The organism is Pseudoalteromonas sp. SWXJZ94C (genome assembly GCF_015864385.1).
GTDB lineage: Bacteria > Pseudomonadota > Gammaproteobacteria > Enterobacterales > Alteromonadaceae > Pseudoalteromonas.
Genome location: NZ_JADYXF010000051.1, coordinates 1 through 22,807 on the forward strand (window position 1 = coordinate 1; position 22,807 = coordinate 22,807).

Here is a 22,807-nt window from a genome sequence, read left to right on the forward strand (position 1 = left end):
AAAGGCTGAAACCAGTTTTAGTAAAGGTATGCCAGCAAAGCAGAAGAAAGCGATGCGCAGTACAGCTTATCTTGAAAAGGTATTGAATTTATAGTGTTTTTTCATGCTCTTGCCCTGCCAAGTAACCAACAACAATACTAACGATAAAGTTATGTTTTTATCAAAATTATATAAATATTCATAATTTTATATAAAAATATTGGTTTATTTATAAGTCAGCTTTACTGAATAGTAATGTTTTTTCAGAAATAACCTACCTACTTTAAGTAACTTGGCTTTTCGTTTTAGAAATGGTCTTTTTTTAATAAGTCATTGTTATAAAAGTAAAAGTTAAGATTTTAAATGTGAAATATAAAAAAATAAAAATACACGAATAAAGTATGAATAAATTAATGTTTTGAGTTATCCCTAAAAGTAGCATTATATTTTTTATAAGTTACTTTTTAAGTTGATAACAGGTGTTAACAATTTTGACTTTAGTCTATTTTTATTTAAAATCAACGCTAAATCTATATTAATAATACTAAAAAAGACAAATATTGAGCATAACTTGCGTTGTGAATAACTCGATATTATCTGTGGCTTATTATTACTCCTACCTTAAATACTGTTAAACACGGAATACGATAGTTACTAACTTGTGCAAAAAAATAAAAAGCGCAAATAAAGGGATTTAAAATGAAATTTAGAATAAAAACGATAGCAGCCTCGTTATTTGGGGCTGGTATTAGCTTATCTGTGTTTGCTGAAGATATAGAACTATATGTAAATCACAATGTAGAAACTGATGAAAAACCACGTGTAATTATTGTGTTTGATACATCGGGAAGTATGAAAAACAAGCTGCCTAATGGTATTAAAAAAGTAGATGCCGGTATAAGTGCGATGAGTCAGTTGGTTAAGGATAATGATTCTATTGATTTTGGTTTGATGCGCTTTAGAAAAAATGAAGGCGGTTATATTATGGCAGGACTTGGCTCTGCTCATAGTACGATTTTAAGCCAAATATACGCTTTACCAGCCGCTGGTAGCACTCCGGTAACAGAAACATTATGGGAAGCTTATTTGTACTTAACAGGTCAAAAAGTTGAGTATGGTAAAAAGTCAGATGAACGTGACTTTTTAGCTGAAACCGGAACGTCAAATAACGATAATAACTCTCGGTATATTTCTCCATTTACTCAAGCAGTTGGTTCTGATGTACGTTGTGATAATTCAATAAACTTAATTTTAATGACCGACGGCGACCCTCAAAGTGATACTCAGAGTAATACTGATATAGAAGATCTTTATAAATCTACTTTTGGTTCATATCCTACTACAACAAGTAGTAGTTATTTAGCCGCTTTAGCCCAGATTATTCATGGAACAAAAGACGTTGAGATAGATTTATATGATACCACTGCAGATATAGCCGACACTGGGCGAGTTTTTACGATTGGTTTTGGTGATGGTATGAGCACTAAAGGCAAAAAGTTATTAGAAAAAACAGCTCTATTAGGTGGTGGTGAGTATTTACACGCAGATACCTCAGAAGAGCTTTCAGAGGCATTGAATAACACGATTTCAAAAATACGAGAAGTTAATGATAGTTTTTCGTCTCCTTCGGTAGCAAGTAATAATGTAGATCAAACTCGTAGTCGCGAATCTATTTATTTCGCAATGTTTTACCCAGAAACCGGTGCACGCTGGAGCGGCAACTTAAAAAAACTTAAAGTATCTGGCTCTAATATTTTAGATTCTGATGACAACATTGCCATTGATAACAATGGGTTAATAGATGAAAAAGCACGCACTTTTTGGTTGCCAGACAATAAGCCAGCAGATGGTAATTTAGTTGCTCAGGGCGGGGTTAATTTACTCTTATCGACTCTTGATTCTGATAAACGTAAAATTTACATTGATAGAGCAGGCAGTATTGTTGACTTTAACATTGAGAATGTCGAAAAAGTTTTAAATTTAGATACAAGTACAGCAACTGATCTTGTGCCAGGCACAGCTTTAACATTAGATCTAAAGGATGTTAATTGGGCAAGAGGCATTGATGTTGATGACGAAGATGCTGATAGCATATCCACTGAGCAACGCTCTGATATTTTTGGAGATCCGCTTCACTCTAAGCCAGTATCAATAGATTACGGTGATGGGAGTATTCGTATACTAGTTGGGACTAACGCTGGCTTTTTGCATATGTTTAAAGATAAAGGCGAGACTGTTGAAGAAGAATGGGCCTTTACACCAGCTGCACTATTAAAAAACATTCCAGCGTTACGTTCAAATTTAGCCAATACCAAAGTGTATGGAATGGATGGACCTATCAGTGTTTACTTTAATAACAAAAGTTTAAATAGCGAAGGTTTAAATGATGGTGTTGTTAAAGCGAGCGAAGGTGATGAGGTTTGGGCATTTGCAGGTATGCGCCGTGGTGGAAGAAATTATTATGCCTTGGATATCAGCACTCCCGAACAACCTTTAAAGTTATGGAATAAACCTATTATTGGTGGGTCAGAAGAGTTTAAGTATTTAGGGCAAACATGGTCTAAACCTCAAGTTGCATATATTAAAGCGTTTGGTAATGAGCCATTGCTAGTATTTGGTGCGGGCTACGACGTTAATAAAGACAATGCACTAAGATCAAATGATTCTATCGGACGTGGTATTTATATTGTTAAAGCTAAAACGGGTGAAAAAGTATGGGCTCTTACTCCCGAAGAAAATAGCTTTACCGGTGAGCACAGTATTGCTGCCGATGTAACGACTCTTGATTCTAACTACGACGGATATATTGACCGAATATACGCAACCGACACCGGTGGCAATATTTGGCGAGTGGATATGCCAACTGATAATAAGGATGATATTACCCACTTTAAACTTGCAGAATTAGGAAGCACTTTAGCTTCACAAGACAGGCGCTTTTTTTATAAACCGTTAGTTGCTAGAACTATTTTTAGCAAAGCGACTAAAACGAGTGTTGATGGCAAAATTGTTACTACGCGTTTAGATACCCCTTACGATGCAATAGTAATAGGAAGTGGTAATCGTTCAAATCCACTTGCAACTAATGAGCAAGACCAACTCTTTATGATCCGTGATGAAAATACATTAACTAAATCTTTTGATGAGTTTCCTGTTCCTATTCAAATTGATGACTTAATGAAAATGAACGATGACCCTTTTGGTAACAAGCTTGATGATGTTGAAGGGTTTATTAACCTTGAAGTAGATTTAGGCGCATTTAAAGGTTGGCGTTATGAGTTGGGTACAGGTGAAAAGTCACTGGCGGCAGCAACAGTTGTAGGCGGCGTAGCTTACTTTACTTCTTTTACACCGGCATCGGTATCATCAACTCAAAACCAGTGTTCGCTAACTGGCGGTGGTGGCTCGCTTTATGCCTTTCATCTTCATTATGGTACTAAGGTTTACGAAGATTTAAAATTTACTACCAGTTATGATGTACCAGATACTCCACAGTTATTTTTTGGTGAAGGCCCTTCGTGCGTTGATTCAAATAACAATGGCTATTGTGATACGACTAGTGGAATAGAAGATATTGAAGTAACGCAAGTTAGTAAGTTTTATTTAATAGGTCCTGGTATTGAAGGATCGAATAAACCCATTCAACCAATTGAAGTACTTGGTCCTAATTTAAAAGTTGTTGATGGTAAAATTGAGCTGACTGATAAAAATAAAATGCTCGGTATTGGGTTTAATACGCAACAAACTTATATTTTTAAACGAGAAGAATACGGCTCAATGGCTGATTAAAATATATTACTTATAAACACAAACCCACCTAAATAAGGTGGGTTTTTGTTTTTAATATTAGCCAGCTACAGGGTTTTTACCTGCGCGAATATTTTTAATGCTTTTAATAAACATGTAAATACAGGTAGTGATTAAACAGCCTGCTAAATAAAATACAATACCGTTTGGTGCATCAGATAAATGTGCAGCAAGCATAGGGCCAAACACCGAGCCAATGCTGTAACTTAAAAGCATAACCTCAGTTGCCGAGACTATTTTTGCCATTGGCAAGGAGTCGCAAGCAAGCGTAATCGCAATTGGATAAAGTGCAAAGCTGCATGCGCCCAATATTAAGTAACTTACTATTAATCCGCCCAATGTTGTTGCTTGTAATATACCCACAGCGCCCACGGCACCTACTAAACAAAATAAACCCATCAGTAAGCTTTTTTCAAGCCGAGTAGATAAGTAACTCACAAGCGGCTGCACTACCATGCCACCTAAAATAATAACGGCCATGAGCGTACCTGTGTATTGAGCTTGATCTGCTTGCGCTGCAATATACACCGGCATTAAGCCATAAATAGGACCTAATAATAAGCCCGACGCTAAGCATCCGAGCATTGCAGGGTGGCTTAGTGTTTTTATTTCTTTTAGTGGTAGTTTTTCAAGATGCTGTTTTTCGGGCTGACCTTTGGTTATTAATAAAGGCGCTAAAATAGCTAAAAATAATAACGAGGCTACAAATAAATAAGGCGTTGAACCTTCGGTGCCAAGCGGCCCTATAGCAAGTTGACCAACCGCGCTGCCCCCATAAAGTGAGGTCATGTATAAGCCCAAACGTTTAGCCCGCGACTTTGCCGTGTTGGTCATTAATAACCAAGACTCAACAACTACAAATACACCAGCAACAGCAATGCCCGCTACAAATCGTGCAATTAGCCAGTTAACGGTATTTGGCAGCGCAAGTTGTGCAAGCACGCTGACTATTAATAAGCTTAAAAATAATATAAAAGCGAATCGATGACCAATTTTTACCACAATGCGCTCTATTGTGGTTGCGCCAATAAGTAAGCCAAAGTAAAAAATACTCGCAAGCCAAGGCGCTAGGTTTTCATCGAGTTTAAATGCAGGTAACGACAGCGGAATAAGGCTCATTAAAAAGCCCGAGGCAATAGCAAAAAACGACAGCCCTATAACAGGCGCTAAAGGATTGTTTTTGGGGCTTGTGGCGGCTAATTCGGCCATTTGTGTTTATCGACTCTTGAAGGTAAATAACCACTTTTTTAAAGTTTGAGAGGTTACTTTAATAATAAAATTTGCGCGAATTTAGAGCCAAATTAAAGATAAGTAAAGTGATTTTTTATTAAACAATATAAATAAACCTTAAAACGATCACTTTGGTAAAATATCGGATCTATTATGCTTTTTATTGTAGTTTTTTTATGTAGATATTGTTTTATATTTGTGAGCATTTATTAGGGCGTGTTGATCTTTGTGGATTGAAATTTGTTCAATCTAGGGGCGATTTAATCGCGGCGCGAGGTTTGTAACCTAGCGGGCTAAGTAAAAACCGAGCAACAAAGAGTTAATCGTCCCTAGAAAGAACCCAAAGGGCAGCGCATGTTTGGCATTTATGCTGCGTTATCGCCTATTTATGGGGAATAACCACACTACATAGGCTCTGCCTTGCTTAAATACCAGACAGTCTGCTGCAAAATCAATCACGAAAGGTCAACACGCCCTAATGTTAAACCCTATGTAGAATAGGGTTTAACCGTTTTTTAAAGTGATTAAATTAACACTTATTTGTTTATTGCATTGCTACCGCAAGCTGGTGATATAAACCAATACCAACAATCACATTAAACGGAAAAGTTACACCGAGTGAACTCAGCATAGCAAGACCAATATCGGCTTTAGGAATTGCCGCTTTTATTGCAGCGGGCGCGGCTATGTAAGAGGCGCTGGCTACTAAGCTTCCCAATATAACTACCGAGCCTAATTCTAAATTTAAAAGTGTGCCTACTGTTACGCCAATCGTGCCTAAAAATAGCGGGGTGACAATAGCAAATACCGCTAGTTTCCAATGTTTCCATGGGATAGGACGAAGAGTTTGCGCGGCTACTAAACCCATTTCTAGTAAAAATAATGCCAGCACAACCTTAAAGCTACTTGTTAAAAGGCTCGTTACTTGGCTGCCTTGAACTGTGCCGTACATCATTCCGATGATTACACCACCGATGAGCAAAATTACGCTTTTGTTTGTGAGAGTTTCGTGCCAAAGCGCTTTTAACGAGGGTTCACTTTTTTGGCTGTTTTGTTTATCAAGTTTTCGGTAAAGCAATAAACCAACAATGATTGCAGGAAGTTCTAGCATCACTAAATACAGGGTTACTTCTGCACCTACTACCAACTTAGCTGACTCGGTATAGGCAAGTGCAACAGCAAATGTACCCGCACTTACTGAGCCATAATGCGCGGCAATACTGGCGCTATTAGCAACAGAGAGTTTAATCACGTATTTTAAAATAGGGTAAAGCATAAGTGGTATAAATGCACCAAGCAGCATTACCGACCCCATTTCGGGCAGTACCAGCTTAAGTTACCGTGCAGTACCATTCCGCCTTTTAAGCCTATGGTTAACATGAGCAATAAACTTAATGTGTCGTAGGTGGCTTTTGGAATGGCCAAGTCAGAGCGTAAAATACCCGCTACTAATCCTAAAATAAAAAACATAACAACAATATCTGGCACTGGCTTTCCTTACTAAATGGTAAATTAAGTGGCGCTATTGTAGATAAAACTTTGTATAGTAAATAATAAAATAAATACGAGTTAAATATAGATAGTTATCTATGGAGTTGTTAACTAAGTAAGAGGCTATGAGGTAGGTATGGATTTACGACATATATCGTTTAGGTTGCTTGAAGTATTTATGAGCGTAGTTAAAACGGGTTCAATAAGCGAAACCGCAAGGCGCTTACACCTAACACAGCCAACGGTATCGCTACAAATAAAGCGATTACAAGAAGCAGTAGGCGAGCCATTACTCCTTATACAACAGCAAAAGTTACACGTGACCGATGCAGGGCTTGAGCTATTTAAAACATGCCAACAGGTGTTTGGTCATTTTGACGATTACCAAGATTTTTTAACCGAGCTTAATGGCGGAGCGCGCGGCCGTTGTAAAATCGCAATGGTTAATACGGCGCAATATATTTTACCAAAATTGCTTGGACCTTATAGTAATTTACATCCCCATGTTGAGCTTCCGCTTGAGATTGGTAACAGGGCAGAGGTGCTTGATAGGTTTGAGCGAGGAGAGGACGATATTTATGTATTTAGCCACCCGCCGTCGCTTGAACACGCACAAGCTGCGCGCTTTTTGCATAATCCACTGGAATTTATAGTGCCGTTAAACCACCCGTTAGCTCACGTAAAAGCCGTTAAATTAACTGATTTAATGCAGTATCGCTTTTTACTGCGAGAAAATGGCTCAGCAACACGTATGTTATTTGAAAGCGAGCTACAAAGCCGAGGGTTAGTGCTGAGCGATAGCGTGCAAATGGCGAGTAATGAAGCAATACGCGTTGCGGTTGCATCGGGTATGGGCATTGCGGTTTTATCACGCCATGTACTTGCAACAGACGATACTAGTTTTAAAGTGTTAAACGTAACCGATGCTCATTTGGCGAGTCAGTGGTATTTTGTAATGCGAACAGATAGGCACATATCGCATGCTGCACGTAACTTTTTAAAGTTTGCGCAGCAACACGTAGAGCAATATTTAGATACGCAGTGGGTGCGTAACGAGTTACATAACTTAGATTTAAACTAGATTTAAATTAGGTTTAAAGTTAATTAACGTCGGGTGTTGAGTCTCTTAAAATAAGCTTTGGCTGAAACACATGATTTACTGTTATGCCGCTTTTTTTGTAAATGTCTTTAAGCACTAAGTTAGCCGCAGCTCTGCCCATTTCGGGAACTGGGTTATCTATTGTAGTAAGCGTTGGGTAGAGGTAATTGGTAAAAATTACGTTATCGAACCCAATAATGGCTAAATCTTTTGGTAGGTTAAAACCGTGTTCTCGGGCGTATTTCATGGCACCCGATGCCATTTCGTCATTGGCGCATACAAGCGCGGTTATTTGCGCTTTATTTTGAATAAAATGCCTCAAGCCATCGCTGCCGCCGGTTTCTTTAAAGTCGCCTATGTAAAATAGCTTTTCGTCAAAGGTTAGGTTGTATTCTGCTAATGCCTGTTTGTGACCTTTTAAACGATTTGACGCATCTTCTTTAAACTGCGGGCCTGCTATGTACGCAATGTTTTTATGACCTTTGTTGATCATGGCTTTAGTGGCTAAGTAGCCGCCCATGACGTTGTCGAGGCTAATGCAGTTTTCTTCAATTTCTTTAACGTAGCGGCTCATTAAGTAAATAGGGGTTTTGCCTTTACTTAGCTCAATTAAGTACTCGTTTGATACTGCTTCTACGTGGGCAATAATAGCGTCGCAATTACGGCTTATTAAAAACTCAAAACCGTTTTTTTCTTTTTTCTCGTCACTGTGCCCAGGGGTAATAATAACGTGTTTACCCGCAATACGAAGATGCTCTTCAATGGCTGACATCATCTGACCAAAAAACGGACCATCCAATTCAGAAACTAAAATACCTACGCTGTTTGTAGTGCTAGACGCCAAAGAGCGTGCAATAGAACTTGGCTGATAGCCTAGTTCTTTCATTGCTTCTAATACCTTTTTTTTAGTTTTTTTGCTTACGTAGTCGTTGTCGTTAAGTACCCTTGAAACAGTTGATAAAGACACACCTGCCATTTCTGATACTTGATAAATTGTCGCCATTGATGTCCTAGCTTATATGTGTTTTTACTCGCGCTTTATAAAAATATAAAGCGCGAAGAATCATTAAAAGTTAATTTACACATTACTGCGTCTAATTGCTAAGTCTTCTGTTATTTTTTGCGTCATCGCTGAGGTTAGCGGATAAATAAGCATCAATGCGGCACCTAAAAAAGCAAATGCGGCGGGTATCCAGCTCATAAGTAACTGCATACCAGGTAGGGCTTGTGTAATTGTTAGCTCATCCATGCCGTTATAGCCGTAGCCTGCAAGTACCACTAATACTAATGCACCTGCAAAACCACCACCGGTTTTTTGCACAAATGTACCCGCAGAATAAATAAGGCCTGTAGCGCGGCGTTTGTTTTTCCACTCTGAATAATCGGCTGAATCACCAAGCATACTAAAAAATAATGTTGGCATCATTGCGGCAAAAAATTCAGCAGCGCAACCAAAGGTAAATACAGCAACTAGGTTATCGCTAGGCACCCAGTAAAATGCAGTAGTGAGTATGCCGCTTAGCATTAATGATGCAATAAATAGGTTTCGTTTACCCATAATTTCGGCCAGTTTACCTGTGGCAAGTGCGCCTAATATAGATACAACCAACAAGGCAATAAAGTATTGCCCAGCCATGAGTTCATTGGCTACGTGGTACTTAAAGTAGTACGCAATTACACCGTATTTTATGCCATTAAACATCATGGTTAAAAAACCAATGCCAAGTAATACCAACCAAGGTTTATTGGTCAGAAGATCAACCATGTCGCGCTGTGATCCCGTTAAGCTTTGCTTATCTTTATTGAGTAATTTTTTAATAACGAATGTCATTGCTGCCATAACAAGGGCAAAAAATACGCCGCTGTATAAATCGCGGTAATAAAAAAACAAGGTAGTAGCAAGCAAAGGTAGGATTATAAATGGCAGGCTTTTGGTTAAATCAAATAACTCTGATTTTAAATTGCCTTCATTTGAGGCGTGCGGTGTTACACGCTCTTTAGTGGTCGCAAACGTTATAATCATTAAAATAATAAGTAAGCTGGCAAATAAGTACATAGTAAGCTGATAGCCTTTGGCATCGTCGCCGCCACCAAAAAAAGCCACTAGCTCAGGTAAAAAACCCATAACCAGTAAGCCACCAGTAAACGCACCTGCAAACCTAAAACCAGAGAGCTTTGTGCGCTCTGTATCGTCGGGTGTCATTACGCCCATAAGTGCCGAGTAGGGCACGTTACTTACGGTGTAAGCAAGCGTTAAACCAATGTAGGTTACGTAGGCATAAATAAGTTTGTTGGTGGTGCTAAAGTCGGGGGTAGTAAAACACAACACCATAAACAAGCCCAAAAATGGTGCTGAGTAGAGTATCCAAGGTCGAAACTTACCAAAGCGCGACTGCGTTCTGTCGGCAATCATACCCATAATAATATCGGTTACGCCATCAGACAGCCTTACAACCAAAAATAGCATGGCAGCGGCGGCTGCCGATATGCCAAATGTATCGGTGTAAAACACCGCTAAATAAGCAAGCGCACCGCGCCATACTAAGTTAGCGCCGGCATCGCCCATGGCGTAACCGACTTTTTCGTATAAAGGGAGTTTGTTCACAGTGTGTGTTCTTATTGTTATAAGCCGATAATTTATCGGCTAGTTATTAGTTTACTGTACGCTTTACCGCTGGCTTTAACAGTTCGTTTTTGTGTGGTGTAGTCTACGTGTACTATGCCAAAACGTTTTAAATATCCCTCTGCCCATTCAAAGTTATCCATTAGGCTCCAAGCAAAGTAACCATCTACTTTTACGCCTTGCTCTGCTGCGTTATGTAGGGCATTTAAATGCTCGTGGTAATATTCAATACGGTCGTTATCGTTCACTTCACCGTCTTTAAATTCGTCAGCCATGGCTGCACCGTTTTCGGTAATATAAATAGGTGGTAGGGTGTATTTTTCGTTTAACGATACAAGTAACTCTGTAAGCGCTTTAGGGTAAATTTCCCAACCTATATCGGTCATTGGCGCTTTATGTGGCAGCTCATGGTAAAAGTCGGTTTCGCTTGCTTGATAATGCATGCGGGTATAAAAATTAACCCCTAAATAATCCAGTGGTTGAGCAATTATTTCCATATCGCCCTCTAAAATATCAGGGCGGTGGGCTTTAGGTAACTGCTTAATAATATCAGGGTATTTACCTTGCATTACAGGCTGCATGTACCATTGGTTTATATAGTCATCAGCAAATGCAGTGGCTTTTAAATCTTCTTCGCATTGGGTAACTGAATAGCAAGGCGTAAAGTTAAGTACAATACCGTTTAGTGTATTTGGACTGTTTTTAGCAAGTACTTGCATAGCTAACCCATGACCAAGTAATAAATGATGAGCGGCTTTACGACCAAATTCGCGCCCTACAATACCAGGTGCGTGTACGCCTATTTCGTAACCTAAAAAAGAGCTGCAAAACGGTTCGTTTAAAGTAGCGTAAGAGTGCACACGATCCCCAAATGCTTTTGTAATTAAATCTGCGTAATGGGCAAATTCGTAAGCGGTGTTACGGTTTAGCCAGCCACCTTCGTCTTCAATATGTTGTGGTAAATCCCAATGGTACAAAGTGACAAAAGCTTTAATATTACGACGTTTTAACTCATCTAAAATATCGGTGTAAAACTTAACGCCTTTAGGGTTTAATTGCCCATTGAAGGTCATTATGCGTGGCCACGAAATAGAAAGTCTGTAAGCGTCTACGCCTAATGATTCAATTAGTTCTATATCATCTTCCCAGCGAGTGTAATGTTCACATGCTACATCGCCATTCGAATTATCAACAATTTTGCCTTCTTTACTGCAAAAGGTATCCCAAATACACGGCAAGCGATCGGCTGCACCACCTTCAATTTGAAATGAGGCTGTAGCTACACCAAAAGTAAAGTTTTTAGCTAAAAGTGGTGAGCCACTAGGTAAAGATAATTGTTTCATTAAGAGAAAACCCCTGTTTTCTTTGTAGTAAATTTGGCTTTTATTTATATTTTATAAATTGCATAAGTGGAAGCGCTTCCATATTTAATTTAATTAATCTTAAGCAATGGTCTTTAATAACTTTAAGGAAGCGCTTCCATATTTAGGTTAGTGGCTATTGCTAAGCAGGTCAATAGTTAAATTTAAATAAATAAAAGTTGTTGTGTGTACCCAAAGCCCTTAGTAATAAGGGCTTTTTTATGCTGGGCAATATTGTTTTAAAAACTCATGATGAGGTGGTAATTGGCTTACGCGTTGCTCTATTTGTTGCTTAATACCGTGTAAAAAACGGGTGAGTTCTTCATCGCTCATCATGCTGGCTATTAAGTGATGTTGATTAGGCTCAATACCTTGACCAAGCATAACCTGCACCCACGAGTCGACTCTAAAAATGTCACCATCGTCTAAAAATACACGACCGGTTTGCTTAAACAAATCAATTTTATGCTGAAGTGTTTTTGGCACCTCCATCGCACTACAGTGTTGCCAAAACTCGCTGTCATCGCGATTAGTTACTTTGTAGTGCAGCACAATAAAGTCGCGAATATTTTCAATTTCGCTTTTAAGCTGTTTGTTGTATTCGTCAATTGCGTGATTGGTAATGCCATTAAACGGAAATAAACGCATAAAGCGAATAATACCCGACATAATTAAGTGAATGCTGGTGGACTCAAGTGGCTCTACAAAACCGCTAGCAAGGCCAAGCGCTAGGCAGTTTTTGTTCCAGCCTTTTAAGCGACGCCCTGTTTTAAATTTAATAATACGGGGCTCTGTAAGCGGCTCGCCCTCAATGTTATTTAACAGCAACGCTTTGGCTTGTTCGTCATCCATATATTGGCTGCAATAAACTAATCCGTTGCCTACACGGTTTTGCAGCGGTATACGCCATTGCCAGCCGCTTTTGTGGGCAATAGAGCGGGTAAGTGGCAATACGGTATCGCTGGTTGATTTTGTTTGCACCGCAATGGCGCTGTTACACGGTAGTAAATGCGACCAGTCTTCGTAGCCAGTATGCAATGCTTGCTCTATTAATAAGCCTCTAAAGCCGGTGCAATCAATAAAAAAGTCGCCGTTAATGTGCTCGCCATTATTTAAAGTAAGTGATTCTATATGGCCCGTTTTAGGGTTTTTTATTACTTTTTTTATTTTACCTTCAATGCGTTTTACGCCTAATGGCTCTGAAAATTCACGTAAAAACTGCGCGTAACGTGTGGCATCCATATGGTAAGCATAGTTAATGGGGTTTTGCTGATTAAACGCAAATTTACCGCTTTTAGCAGCTTGCAGCTCGTAGCAGTAATCGCCAAATGGGTTGTTTATTCCTAAAGTTTTACCTTGTAACCAAAAGTGATGAAATTCACCCGCCCAACATTCTTTGCCCGTTGCGCCAAATGAGTGAATATAATGCGTGTTTTCATCGCCCCAGTTTTCAAAGCTAATACCTAATTTAAAACTGGCTTGAGTGGCTTTCATAAATGCTTGCTCGTTTATACCCAGCAATTTATGAAATGTACGAATAGGCGGAATTGTTGCTTCGCCAACACCTACAGTGCCAATATCGTCAGATTCAACAAGGGTTATGTTTATATTGTTACCAACTAGTTTAGCAAGTGCCGCTGCGGCCATCCAACCTGCAGTGCCGCCTCCAGCAATTACTACGTTTTTAACAGCGTTTGTTTTAGTCATTATGTGGCTGCCCATTATTTGATGAAAGGTGATTTAAAAGCGCGCGATTACTTGGCAGTCCATTTAAACACTGCGCTATTTTTTCGCGATTTTGTTGATAATAGTAATCCCCAGCACGTGGGTCGTTAAATGTATTTTGTGCAGGTACTATTTGTGTATTAAAGCCCATGCCATATAAAACGTATTGATAACTGCTTGATGAAAACACTTCTTCATTTTCAATAAAATCAAAGCGGCTAGGGGGCTGAAATTGCCAAAGTTTAAGTAAGTTTTGCAGGCGTTCGGGCGCGGTATTTAAATTACTAATATCTTGCCAATAAGGAGTGTCGTCGCGCTCGCTTAACACATAATGAAGTTTTAAAAACTCAATAACGCGCTGCCAACGAGTGCTAAAACGGTCATTAAAACGCGTTTCAAGCTGGCTCATGTGGGGGCGGTTTTGCGGTAGTTGCTCGCTTATCATGCTAATTGAAAGCTCAACCATGGCAAGTGCTGACGCTTCAAGAGGCTCTAAAAAGCCAGCAGACATACCCACGGCAACACAGTTTTTAATCCAAAATTGTTGCCTGTAACCAGGGCTGAATTTTAATACGCGGTAGTTAAGTTGCTCAGCTTGTTGCTCACTGGTGCTTTTGGCTATGTAGCTTTTTAGTGTATTTGTTGCGCTTTCATCACTTTGATATTTACTACTAAATACATAACCTGTGCCACGGCGTGTTGGCAGGGCTATATCCCAAATCCAACCGTTACTTTGCGCTGTAGATAGCGTTGCAGAGGCAATTGGTTGATCGGTGTGTGCATTAGGTATTTGCGCCGCAACAGCGCTGTTATTAAATAAAATATGATCTTGCGCTATAAACTCACTATTAAAATGCTCACCAATTAAACGAGCACGAGAGCCTGAGCAATCTATAAATAAATCACCTATTATATCGCCATTATTATTTGTTTTTAATGAGGCAATATAGCCATGCTCGTCGTTAATAACCTCGGTTACATCGTCAATAATATGTGTAACGTTTAGGTTTTTAACGCAGTGATTTTTTAAAAACTCAGCAAATTTACCCGCATCTAAATGATAACCATAGTTGGTGACCGCTGCATATTCAGGTGTTTGTAATTGCTTTGGTGCAAGTGCTGCTTGGCATACAAAGCTTTGCATATTAACAACGTCGGCAAATTTTTGGTTAGGTGCAATACGTTGCCAGCTAGCGTGTAAATTAGTGTGCTCGTAGCCTTGTGGATTCATAAAAGGGTGGTAGTAGTTTTCTCCCTCGCTGAGGTTACGCCAATTTATAAATTTAGAACCTTGCTTAAATGACGCGTCGCACTGGGTTATAAAATCAATTTCTTTAATGCCAATGCGTTGCAGCGTGTTGCGCATTGACGGCCACGTGCCTTCGCCCACGCCCAATATAGGCACATTTGCCGACTCAACTAACGTAGCACTAAGGTGCGGGTGTTCAGCGGCTAATAAGCCTGCGCTTAGCCAACCGGCAGTGCCACCACCTAAAACGACTATTTTTGTTATTGGTTTGGTCATGACTTAAAACCCTAATATTGATAACGATTAAACTAGCATTATTATTGTTATAAATAACCTGTACTCAGCTTAAATACAAAAAAGCCGTTAGTAAAAACTAACGGCTTTACTTTGTATTACCTTTAGAAGTTGTAACGCATACCAATATTGTAACGTGCGCCTAGCTGTTGTAGGTTCCACAATTGTACTGACGTGCGACCATGTTCGCGGCTGTTTTGCTCAGTAATGTTAAGGCCTTCAACAAAAAACGATAGTTGTTCGCTGTAGTTGTACGCAACATTAAAGTCTATTTGATAATATTCTTCAGTAAAGCCTGGCTCATTTACGTATCGAGCTGCGCTATTTAAAAACTTATCACGCCAGTTGTAAGCAATACGTGCTTGAAAATCATCGTTTTCGTACATTGCAATAAAGTTAGCTGTATCGCTTAAACCCACTAATGCAAATTGTGTAGTAGTAGGGTCGGCGTTTACATCAAAGTCTATGTCGCCATTAACTGTGGTGTAGTTTGCTTGCACACCAAAGCCGCTTTCACCAAAAAAGTGCTGAAAGGCAACTTCAAAACCATCAATGGTGGCATTTTTATTGTTGGTAGGTACTTGCGCTGTAAATTCTAGTAATGGGTCGTCGCTGTTAGCAATTACATCGTAGGCGGCTTCAAACTCTTCGTAGGTCATAGAGTCAAAATCAACGTTGTTTTCTGTTGCGGCAACCATTTGAAATAAGTTTGAATCGGTTAGGGCAAGTCCGCGAGATTCCAGTTCAGCAATGGCAGCTTGAGCGCGAGGGCCCGCTGTTGCATCGCGTAATCCGTAGTAGTTTTGTGTCATTGGTGTTAAACCAATAAAGTTTTCGATGTCTTTAGTGTAATAACCTACCGACACATAACTTGTTTCTGCAAAGTACCACTCAGCCGATACATCAATATTATCTGATTCAAGCGGCACTAAACCAGGGTTGCCTGTTGACGCTGTAGCCGGTGAAGAACCCGCTAAAAGAGTAGGGGCACCCGGTACACCAACAGTCGCTGCTGAACTTAAGTTGTCGTAAGTTGGGCGAGCAATTGTAGTGCTATAAGAAAAACGCGCTTTTACGTTTTCAATTACTTCTATGTCAAAGTCAAAGCTTGGTAAAAAGTGATCATAGCTAGATTTAAGGGTGAAATCTTCTTTATCTGAGCCAAAGCGAACGTTAAAGTCGTTATTACCTTCCCATGCTACTGCGTTAGGTAAATCGATATTAGCCGTTGAGGTAATGTCGGTAGACTCTTGGCGTGCGCCAATAACAATGTTGTATGGCATATCGCCAATGTAACCGTTGTAAGTAAATTGCACAAACGCAGCGGTTATATCTTCTTCAATGGTGCGATTAGTTGCAAATGCGCCATCGGCTGCAAAGTTAAAGCCGTATTCTTCACCTGCCCAGTAACCAATTTGCGATGCGCTGCCGGTATAACCTTGGTTGAACGAGCCAGATGTATCGTAGTCGTCAAACTCAGCTAAAAAGTTTGTTGGGTTTAGGTAGCCATCAGGTAGCTCGCCTGGGTTTTCTATCCCCCAGTTACCCATTGTATTACGTGTAAGTGATTGCAGTGAATGGCTTTCCATAGAGCGAGACTCTATACCAAAGTCAATTGCGCCGTTTTCAATTTCGTATTTACCATGGATTCTAAATTCTGTGATTTCAGACTCTTGGCGAGCAAAGTTAGAATCTAAAATAGACGTACCCACATCAGAGGCATCTAACGTGTTATTACAATTTAGGTTGTCTCGGCGGCAATCATCAAAATCGATACTCATTGATGGAAGCTCACGGCTAAAATCAACTTCTTGTGCGTTAACTACGTTTGCGCCCAAGCCTGCGTTTACCCAGCTGCCGTAAGGTGCATCTGGTTTGCTAGTGGCTTTTGAATTGTGTGCATCAAACATAAAGCTCAATTCTGAGTTGAAATAGTACTCAACGTTTAAACCAATAGAGTCGTTTTGGTTAACTTGGTTTAGCTCTTGAAACGCTAAACCTAAATCGCGTGTTTGCTGATCGCGACGTTCTTCTCGGTAGTAAATAGGGGTTTTTACCGTGTTATCGTCAAATGTTAGCGCGCTTTTGTAGTTATCCATCCATATTGATTGCTCAGCACGGGCTTCGAACAAGTCTTGCTTAGAGTACGTGTAATCAAGCGTGGCTGTTAAATCGTCAATTGGGCTGTACTGCAGCGTTAATTGTGCGTTTGTACGAGTACGTTCTCTGTCGGCAATGGTGTAGCGCAAATCTGATGGCATTGAATAAAGCTGACCAACAGCGGGTGCATTAGTTAAAACAATATCGTCTGCAGCTTGTGGAATTGTGCCGTCAAAAGCAGATGTATTCCATTGATTTACAAACGCACCTGTTGATGAGCTATCGCGCTGTTGCATGCTTGCAGTTAACGAGGCACCAAATTTAGCTTCACTGTCGGTCCAGCTAATTAAGCCCGAAAGCTCTGGTGTTATGTCATCACCAACGCGGTTTGTTGAGTCGTGTAATGCTTTTACGCCAATGCTTGAAACAAAGCCTGGATTGTCGAGTGGGCGAGCCGTATTAATATTAATTGTTGCGCCAATACCACCTGATGCAATACTTGCTTTACCTGTTTTATATACTTCAACCGACTTAACGCTATCAGACGCTAAGTTTGCAAAGTCAAAAGCACGAGAGCTTGGTGTACCACCGCCTGAAGGCAATGAAGCTGCCGGCATAGTACGACCGTTTAGGGTTACCATATTGTAGTCGGGACCAAAACCACGAACAGTTACTTTAGAGCCTTCACCATTTGAACGATCAATCGACACACCTGTAATACGCTGTAGCGACTCGGCTAAGTTGGTATCAGGAAATTTACCAATATCTTCAGCTGATATTGCATCTACAACACCTGCAGCGTCGCGTTTTAACCGAGTTGACTCTTTAATACTGCTTTTAAAACCAGTAACTTGAATTACTTCAACATCTGTATTTGCTTCTTGTGCATATACAGGTAAAGAGATTGATGCGCCTAAAATCAGAGATAGGCTGGTCGCTATCTTTGTTTTTCTTACAATATGGTTGGACATTCGGTTTCCCTCGCACTTTTATCATTATTATTAACAGCTGTATGGGGCTGTTATTGTGTAATTATAAACATTGTCAAATGTATGGAAGCGCTTCCAGAAGTGCGTAAATAGGTGAACTTGTGGAAGCGCTTCCAGAAATGCTAGTTTAAATTTTAAATAGGGTCAACTATTGTTTTAATAAAATGAGACTAAATTGTTCTTAAAATGTATTATTTTTAGATATAAAATAATTTAATTTAGTTATTACAAATACTTATTGAGTTTCATTTTTGGATAAATTTGTAACAACTTTTTGTTATAAAAAATTGATTATTGATCAATTTAGTTATTTAAGTATTTAACACTTTGCAATAAAAGAGAGTTTAACTAAATGTTAATTTGTATTTGGCAACGATATAACAAATTGACTGGCGGGTTTACTAACTTTACTAAGGCGCAAATTTAGTGGTTACAAATATTATTATTAAAAATACTCCCGATCAAAAACAAAATTTAAGCCTACTCCAAAATATATATTGAAAAGCTAATCTAAAAACCTAAAAACCTAAAAACCTAAAAACCTAAAAACCTAAAAACCTAAAAATATCACTATATCTCATATTATAAATTGCTCTTTAAAAGACCAACAATTGTTTAAAAAATCGTTAATTAAATCACCAAAAAGTAACGTAGGTTTTGCATAAGATGGTTTAACTATAAAGTTATCAAATATTGTGTATAAGAGTGTTGCGAGTACCTTATTTTGTCGCTATTTTAAAGGCTCTATCTCATATGGATTTTTTATGAACATTAAATTTTTAGCGAGTTTTTATTCTTTTTTCTTATTGGCATTGTTTGGTTGCGATAATCAAAGTACATCAATACAAGGTAAGCCTCAGCTAAATAATAATGCAAGTAATACGTCAATAGACTTTGATGCAAATGCACCTGCTGCTATTCAAATAAGTGAGCCGGCTTTAGTTGTTGGATTGGTAGGCACGCATTGCAAAAGTGATGAAACAGCTTACATTAACGCTAAAATGCACAAAGTTATTCGCTCCATTGACGAATCAATTGTTTATAAGCTTGAGCCTTCTGATAACGTATTATCTATTTGCGTTGCAAAAGACGACTCTTCGCTTAGTTATCGCTTTGGTCGAATAGATGACATGGGGCTTGAAAAACTAGCGACTGCAGAGGCGCCATTTGGCAGTTACTACAGGCAAGTAGGGCGTGTTGGTGAAAGCATTCTATTTTTTAGTAATGGTGAGTACCATTATTATATTATTAACTCTGGTGGCATGGGCAGCGGCGTAACCGTTAATGTTTTTAAAAATGACACGCTTATAACTGAGTTGTTTTCGGGTAACGACCCTTACGATGATTTTGTTATAGCAACCGGTTTAAACTTACCTAAAAAACTGGTCCGCGAAACACAGCCCTTTAATAAAAGAATGCAGTAAATAATGACCCCTCAACAGCAAAACGTGATTGAACAAGGGCACTGGTTTAAAAACCGTAGCCCTTACTTAAAAAGCTTTTTATTAACGCAGGGTAAAACGCTTTCGCTTAAAGCCCAGCAGTCATTATTTTTACGTGGTGATAAGCACGATGGAATTTATGCAGTACTTAGTGGTGTAGTACGTATTAGTGGCGTAAGTAACGAAGGTAAAGAAGCTGTACTTAGTTTTATTGATTCGTCACTTTGGTTTGGCGAGGTAACTTTATTTGATGGTGGTCTGCGCACTCACGATGTATACGCACAAACAGACGTAGTGCTTTTTTATGTTTCACACCGTGCGCTCGAGCAGCTTTTAAATGAACAACCACAATATTGGCAAGAATTTGGATTATTACTGGCGCAAAAATTACGCCTTATGTTTACTTCAATGGAAGATCACGCATTATTAAGTGCTGAGCAAAAAATATGTAATCGACTTTTAATGCTTAGCGAACATACAGAGCATTTAACTCCGCTTGTTTTATCTCAACAGCAACTTGCTGATATGACCTACTTAACACGCCAAACTATTAATCAAATACTGCAACAACTCGTTAGCTTACAAGCAATTAGCTTGGGGTATCAACGAATTACTGTTTTAGATAAACAAAAGTTACAGGCCCGTGCTACACAAGCTTAAATAGAGACTGCTTTATTTAGTTGGAACCCAAATTGCTACAAACTATGTAACGCAACAATGGATTTGAGCTAATGACTACAATAACCTTTAAAAATCAATACAGTAATTATAACTCTCCTACAGTAAATAAAGCGGCAGGTCTAAGCGACGTTGCGGCAACTAATACCCTCCCTAACGAAAAAACAAATGATGTTAAAGGCATTAGCTCAACCCCTAAAGATCAAACGTTTTTAGAACGTGCTCAAGAAGCGCTGGTTTATCAACGTTTAGGTGTAAACAAAGACAAAATAGACGAGCTAAAAGCAGCAATAGAAGAGCTTACTAAAGAGCTCACTAAAAAACAGCAAGGTGAGGGCGCAGACCCTAGCGTAATTGCTGATAAAATCGAGGAACTTCAAAAAATGCTCGAGCAGGAGTATCAACAAGGCTCAGATCGTATGGGTATGAAAACCGAGCATGAGCAAGGGAAGATCATTTCTGCATTTGTTTAATTTACAAAATGTCGGATACCTGACATTGTTGCTGTACTTACTTTTGCTAAAGTAAGTTTTCATATAAAAATAGAGGCAACACAATGAAAACACTTCAACAGCAGCTTGGTAAATATGGTTTGTATCATCGTTCTAAGCGTAATGTACTAACGCACTTTTTTGGTATTCCGTTAATTGTATTTGCAGTGCTGTGTTTACTAGCACGCATTCAAATACCTATTGGTGGTTTTGTTACTGATAACTTAATGATTAATAGCTTTGTAATTGATGGCGCACAACTTTTTGTATTAGCGTCGGTTGTTTATTATTTTATGCTGAGCTTTTCGCTCGGCTTTATTATGGCCGTAATATTTACTTTACTCCTTGTTGGTGCTCAACCTATTGCAGCAATGGCGTTTTGGCCTTGGTTAAGTATTGGCGTAGGTGTGTTTGTATTTGGCTGGGTATTACAGTTTATTGGGCACTATTACGAAGGTAAAAAACCTGCGTTTGTAGATGACCTAATTGGCTTAATTATTGGACCTTTGTATGTAATGGTTGAGCTCCTCTTTTTAATGGGTTTTTATAAAACATTAGAAAACGAAGTAAACGCAATAGCAGGCCCTACAAAGGCATAAAGCATTTTACTAACTACCTTAATAAAACCTAATAAATAACAAAAAAGGGCAGATAACGTATGCAGTATAATAATAAAACAGTGTGGATCACCGGTGCATCGTCAGGTATTGGAAAAGAGCTTGCAATACAGTTTGCCCAGCTTGGTGCACGCGTTATTTTATCGGCGCGTAATGTAGATAAACTAAACGATTTAAAAGCAACGCTTAAAGGCGAAGGGCACTTAGTTATGCCGCTGGACTTAGCCCAGCCAGAGCACGTATTAAGCACAATAACAGCAAAAATGAGTGAGCTTCCTGCAATTGATATTTTAATTAATAACGGCGGCGTATCGCAGCGCAGTTTATTTTTAGAAAACGATTTTAACGTGTACCGCCAATTAATGGAGGTTAATTACTTTGGCTTAATTGCACTTACTAAAGCTGTATTGCCTGCTATGGTGGCAAGGCGCAGCGGCTCGATTGTGTCTATTAGTAGCGTGGCGGGTAAAGTAGGTTCAAAATTTAGAACGGGTTATTCGGGCTCTAAATATGCGGTTGTTGGCTTTATGGATTGCCTACGCGCAGAGGTTAGCGAGCATAACATTCATTGCTTAACAATTTGCCCTGGTTCTATAAAAACAGCAATTGCGCATAACTCATTAAACGAGCAAGGCATAGCGCAAAATAAACCAGAAGAGTCGATAGAAAATGGCATGGATGTAAGCGTAGCTGCCACAAAAATGATTCGCGCCATTAGCGATAAAAAACACGAAGTGATTGTTGGTAAAGGCTTAAGTGGTTGGGCACCCACAATTAAACGCTTTTTTCCTACTTTGTTTAATCGCATTACAGCAAAAACAAACTATAGGTAGCGTCGCTTATTTCAAAGGCGTAAAATGCCGTAAATTTGATCAATTTAGAAAAGGATTCTAAATGAAATATTTATGGCTGAGCCTGTTTTTTATTGTATTAATTTGGTCTGGTATTAACCCAAAAGATCAATTTACATGGCTGCTTGAAGTTATCCCCGCAATTATTGGTTTAGTGCTGCTAGCAAGCACCTATAGTCACTTTAAACTTACCCCTATTTTATACACTTTTATTTTAGCGCATTGTATTGTGCTGATGATTGGCGGGCACTACACCTACGCCGAAGTCCCTTTGTTCGATAACCTGTTCGGTAGCGAGCGTAATAACTACGACAAAGTAGGGCACTTTTTTCAAGGCTTTGTACCTGCGCTACTAGCGCGCGAAATTTTACTACGCAAAAATGTAGTAAATGGCAAAGGGTGGTTAATCGCCTTTGTTATTTCGGTATGTTTGGCATTTAGTGCGTTTTACGAATTAATAGAGTGGTGGGTTGCGGTTTTAAGCGGCGAAAACGCAGAAGCATTTTTAGGCACTCAAGGTTACGTGTGGGATACCCAATCAGATATGGGATGGGCGCTATTTGGGATAATTTTCTCGTTATTAGTGCTTTCAAAATTACACGATAAACAGCTAAAAAACGTTAAAGATTACTTATAAAAGTAGTGATAAAAACGTCCACTAATCGCATTAAATATTAATGGCTACTCAACTTAGCATAAAAAAGCAATCTGATTGATATATGTAATCGCTTTATTAAAAATGAAGTGTATGGCTAAAGTTTGCGGTAACAGGCTCAACAAA

At 39.1% G+C, this 22,807-nt stretch carries 15 protein-coding genes and 1 pseudogene; 8 read left to right on the forward strand and 8 right to left on the reverse strand.

The window, feature by feature from the left end; all coding sequences use genetic code 11:
* Window positions 1–678: 678 nt before the first annotated feature.
* Entirely contained in the window at window positions 679–3,768 is a 3,090-nt protein-coding gene (locus I6F65_RS18150) for a pilus assembly protein (RefSeq protein ID WP_166114399.1), read from the forward strand.
* Window positions 3,769–3,825: 57 nt separating this feature from the next.
* On the opposite strand, the gene I6F65_RS18155 is transcribed toward I6F65_RS18150, so the two are convergent.
* A complete protein-coding gene (locus tag I6F65_RS18155; RefSeq protein ID WP_197114272.1) occupies window positions 3,826–4,995 on the reverse strand; it encodes an MFS transporter in 1,170 nt (389 codons plus the stop codon).
* Between the two features lie 565 nt (window positions 4,996–5,560).
* A pseudogene (locus I6F65_RS18160) lies at window positions 5,561–6,504 on the reverse strand (sodium-dependent bicarbonate transport family permease).
* Between the two features lie 139 nt (window positions 6,505–6,643).
* On the opposite strand from I6F65_RS18160, the gene I6F65_RS18165 reads away from it, so the two are divergent.
* Window positions 6,644–7,588, forward strand: coding sequence for a LysR family transcriptional regulator (locus I6F65_RS18165; RefSeq protein WP_197114274.1), 945 nt, complete (start codon window positions 6,644–6,646; stop codon window positions 7,586–7,588).
* A gap of 19 nt (window positions 7,589–7,607) precedes the next feature.
* Here the strand turns inward: I6F65_RS18165 and I6F65_RS18170 are convergent, their stop codons facing one another.
* From I6F65_RS18170 to I6F65_RS18195, 6 genes are all read right to left on the reverse strand, one after another.
* Window positions 7,608–8,609, reverse strand: a complete 1,002-nt coding sequence (locus I6F65_RS18170) for a LacI family DNA-binding transcriptional regulator (protein ID WP_197114276.1) — start codon at window positions 8,607–8,609, stop codon at window positions 7,608–7,610.
* Window positions 8,610–8,684: 75 nt separating this feature from the next.
* A complete protein-coding gene (locus I6F65_RS18175; protein WP_165741114.1) occupies window positions 8,685–10,211 on the reverse strand; it encodes an MFS transporter in 1,527 nt (508 codons plus the stop codon).
* 32 nt (window positions 10,212–10,243) lie between these two features.
* Window positions 10,244–11,572 carry a GH1 family beta-glucosidase gene (locus I6F65_RS18180; RefSeq protein ID WP_197114278.1) on the reverse strand — a complete coding sequence of 443 codons (1,329 nt, stop codon included), beginning with the start codon at window positions 11,570–11,572 and terminating at the stop codon, window positions 10,244–10,246.
* Window positions 11,573–11,809: 237 nt separating this feature from the next.
* Window positions 11,810–13,297 carry a tryptophan halogenase family protein gene (locus I6F65_RS18185; RefSeq protein ID WP_197114280.1) on the reverse strand — a complete coding sequence of 496 codons (1,488 nt, stop codon included), beginning with the start codon at window positions 13,295–13,297 and terminating at the stop codon, window positions 11,810–11,812.
* Entirely contained in the window at window positions 13,290–14,840 is a 1,551-nt protein-coding gene (locus I6F65_RS18190) for a tryptophan halogenase family protein (RefSeq protein ID WP_197114283.1), read from the reverse strand. The genes I6F65_RS18185 and I6F65_RS18190 overlap by 8 nt, the downstream gene beginning before the upstream one ends.
* A gap of 122 nt (window positions 14,841–14,962) precedes the next feature.
* A complete protein-coding gene (locus I6F65_RS18195) occupies window positions 14,963–17,929 on the reverse strand; it encodes a TonB-dependent receptor (RefSeq protein ID WP_007583325.1) in 2,967 nt (988 codons plus the stop codon).
* 782 nt (window positions 17,930–18,711) lie between these two features.
* Between I6F65_RS18195 and I6F65_RS18200 the strand changes: the two genes are divergently transcribed.
* The 6 genes from I6F65_RS18200 to I6F65_RS18225 all read left to right on the forward strand — a co-directional run bounded on the left by I6F65_RS18200 (window position 18,712) and on the right by I6F65_RS18225 (window position 22,663).
* Window positions 18,712–19,371, forward strand: a complete 660-nt coding sequence (locus I6F65_RS18200; protein ID WP_024612775.1) for a hypothetical protein — start codon at window positions 18,712–18,714, stop codon at window positions 19,369–19,371.
* 3 nt (window positions 19,372–19,374) lie between these two features.
* Window positions 19,375–20,049, forward strand: a complete 675-nt coding sequence (locus tag I6F65_RS18205; RefSeq protein WP_197114285.1) for a Crp/Fnr family transcriptional regulator — start codon at window positions 19,375–19,377, stop codon at window positions 20,047–20,049.
* A 71-nt stretch (window positions 20,050–20,120) separates the two neighbouring features.
* A complete protein-coding gene (locus tag I6F65_RS18210) occupies window positions 20,121–20,540 on the forward strand; it encodes a hypothetical protein (RefSeq protein ID WP_166114423.1) in 420 nt (139 codons plus the stop codon).
* Between the two features lie 83 nt (window positions 20,541–20,623).
* Window positions 20,624–21,157, forward strand: a complete 534-nt coding sequence (locus I6F65_RS18215; RefSeq protein ID WP_024612772.1) for a DUF962 domain-containing protein — start codon at window positions 20,624–20,626, stop codon at window positions 21,155–21,157.
* Between the two features lie 59 nt (window positions 21,158–21,216).
* Window positions 21,217–22,008 (forward strand): SDR family oxidoreductase, encoded by a 792-nt coding sequence (locus I6F65_RS18220; RefSeq protein WP_024612771.1) that lies wholly within the window; start codon window positions 21,217–21,219, stop codon window positions 22,006–22,008.
* 61 nt (window positions 22,009–22,069) lie between these two features.
* Window positions 22,070–22,663: a DUF2238 domain-containing protein gene (locus tag I6F65_RS18225; RefSeq protein WP_024612770.1), complete on the forward strand. Its 594-nt coding sequence runs from the start codon at window positions 22,070–22,072 to the stop codon at window positions 22,661–22,663.
* Window positions 22,664–22,807: the final 144 nt, after the last annotated feature.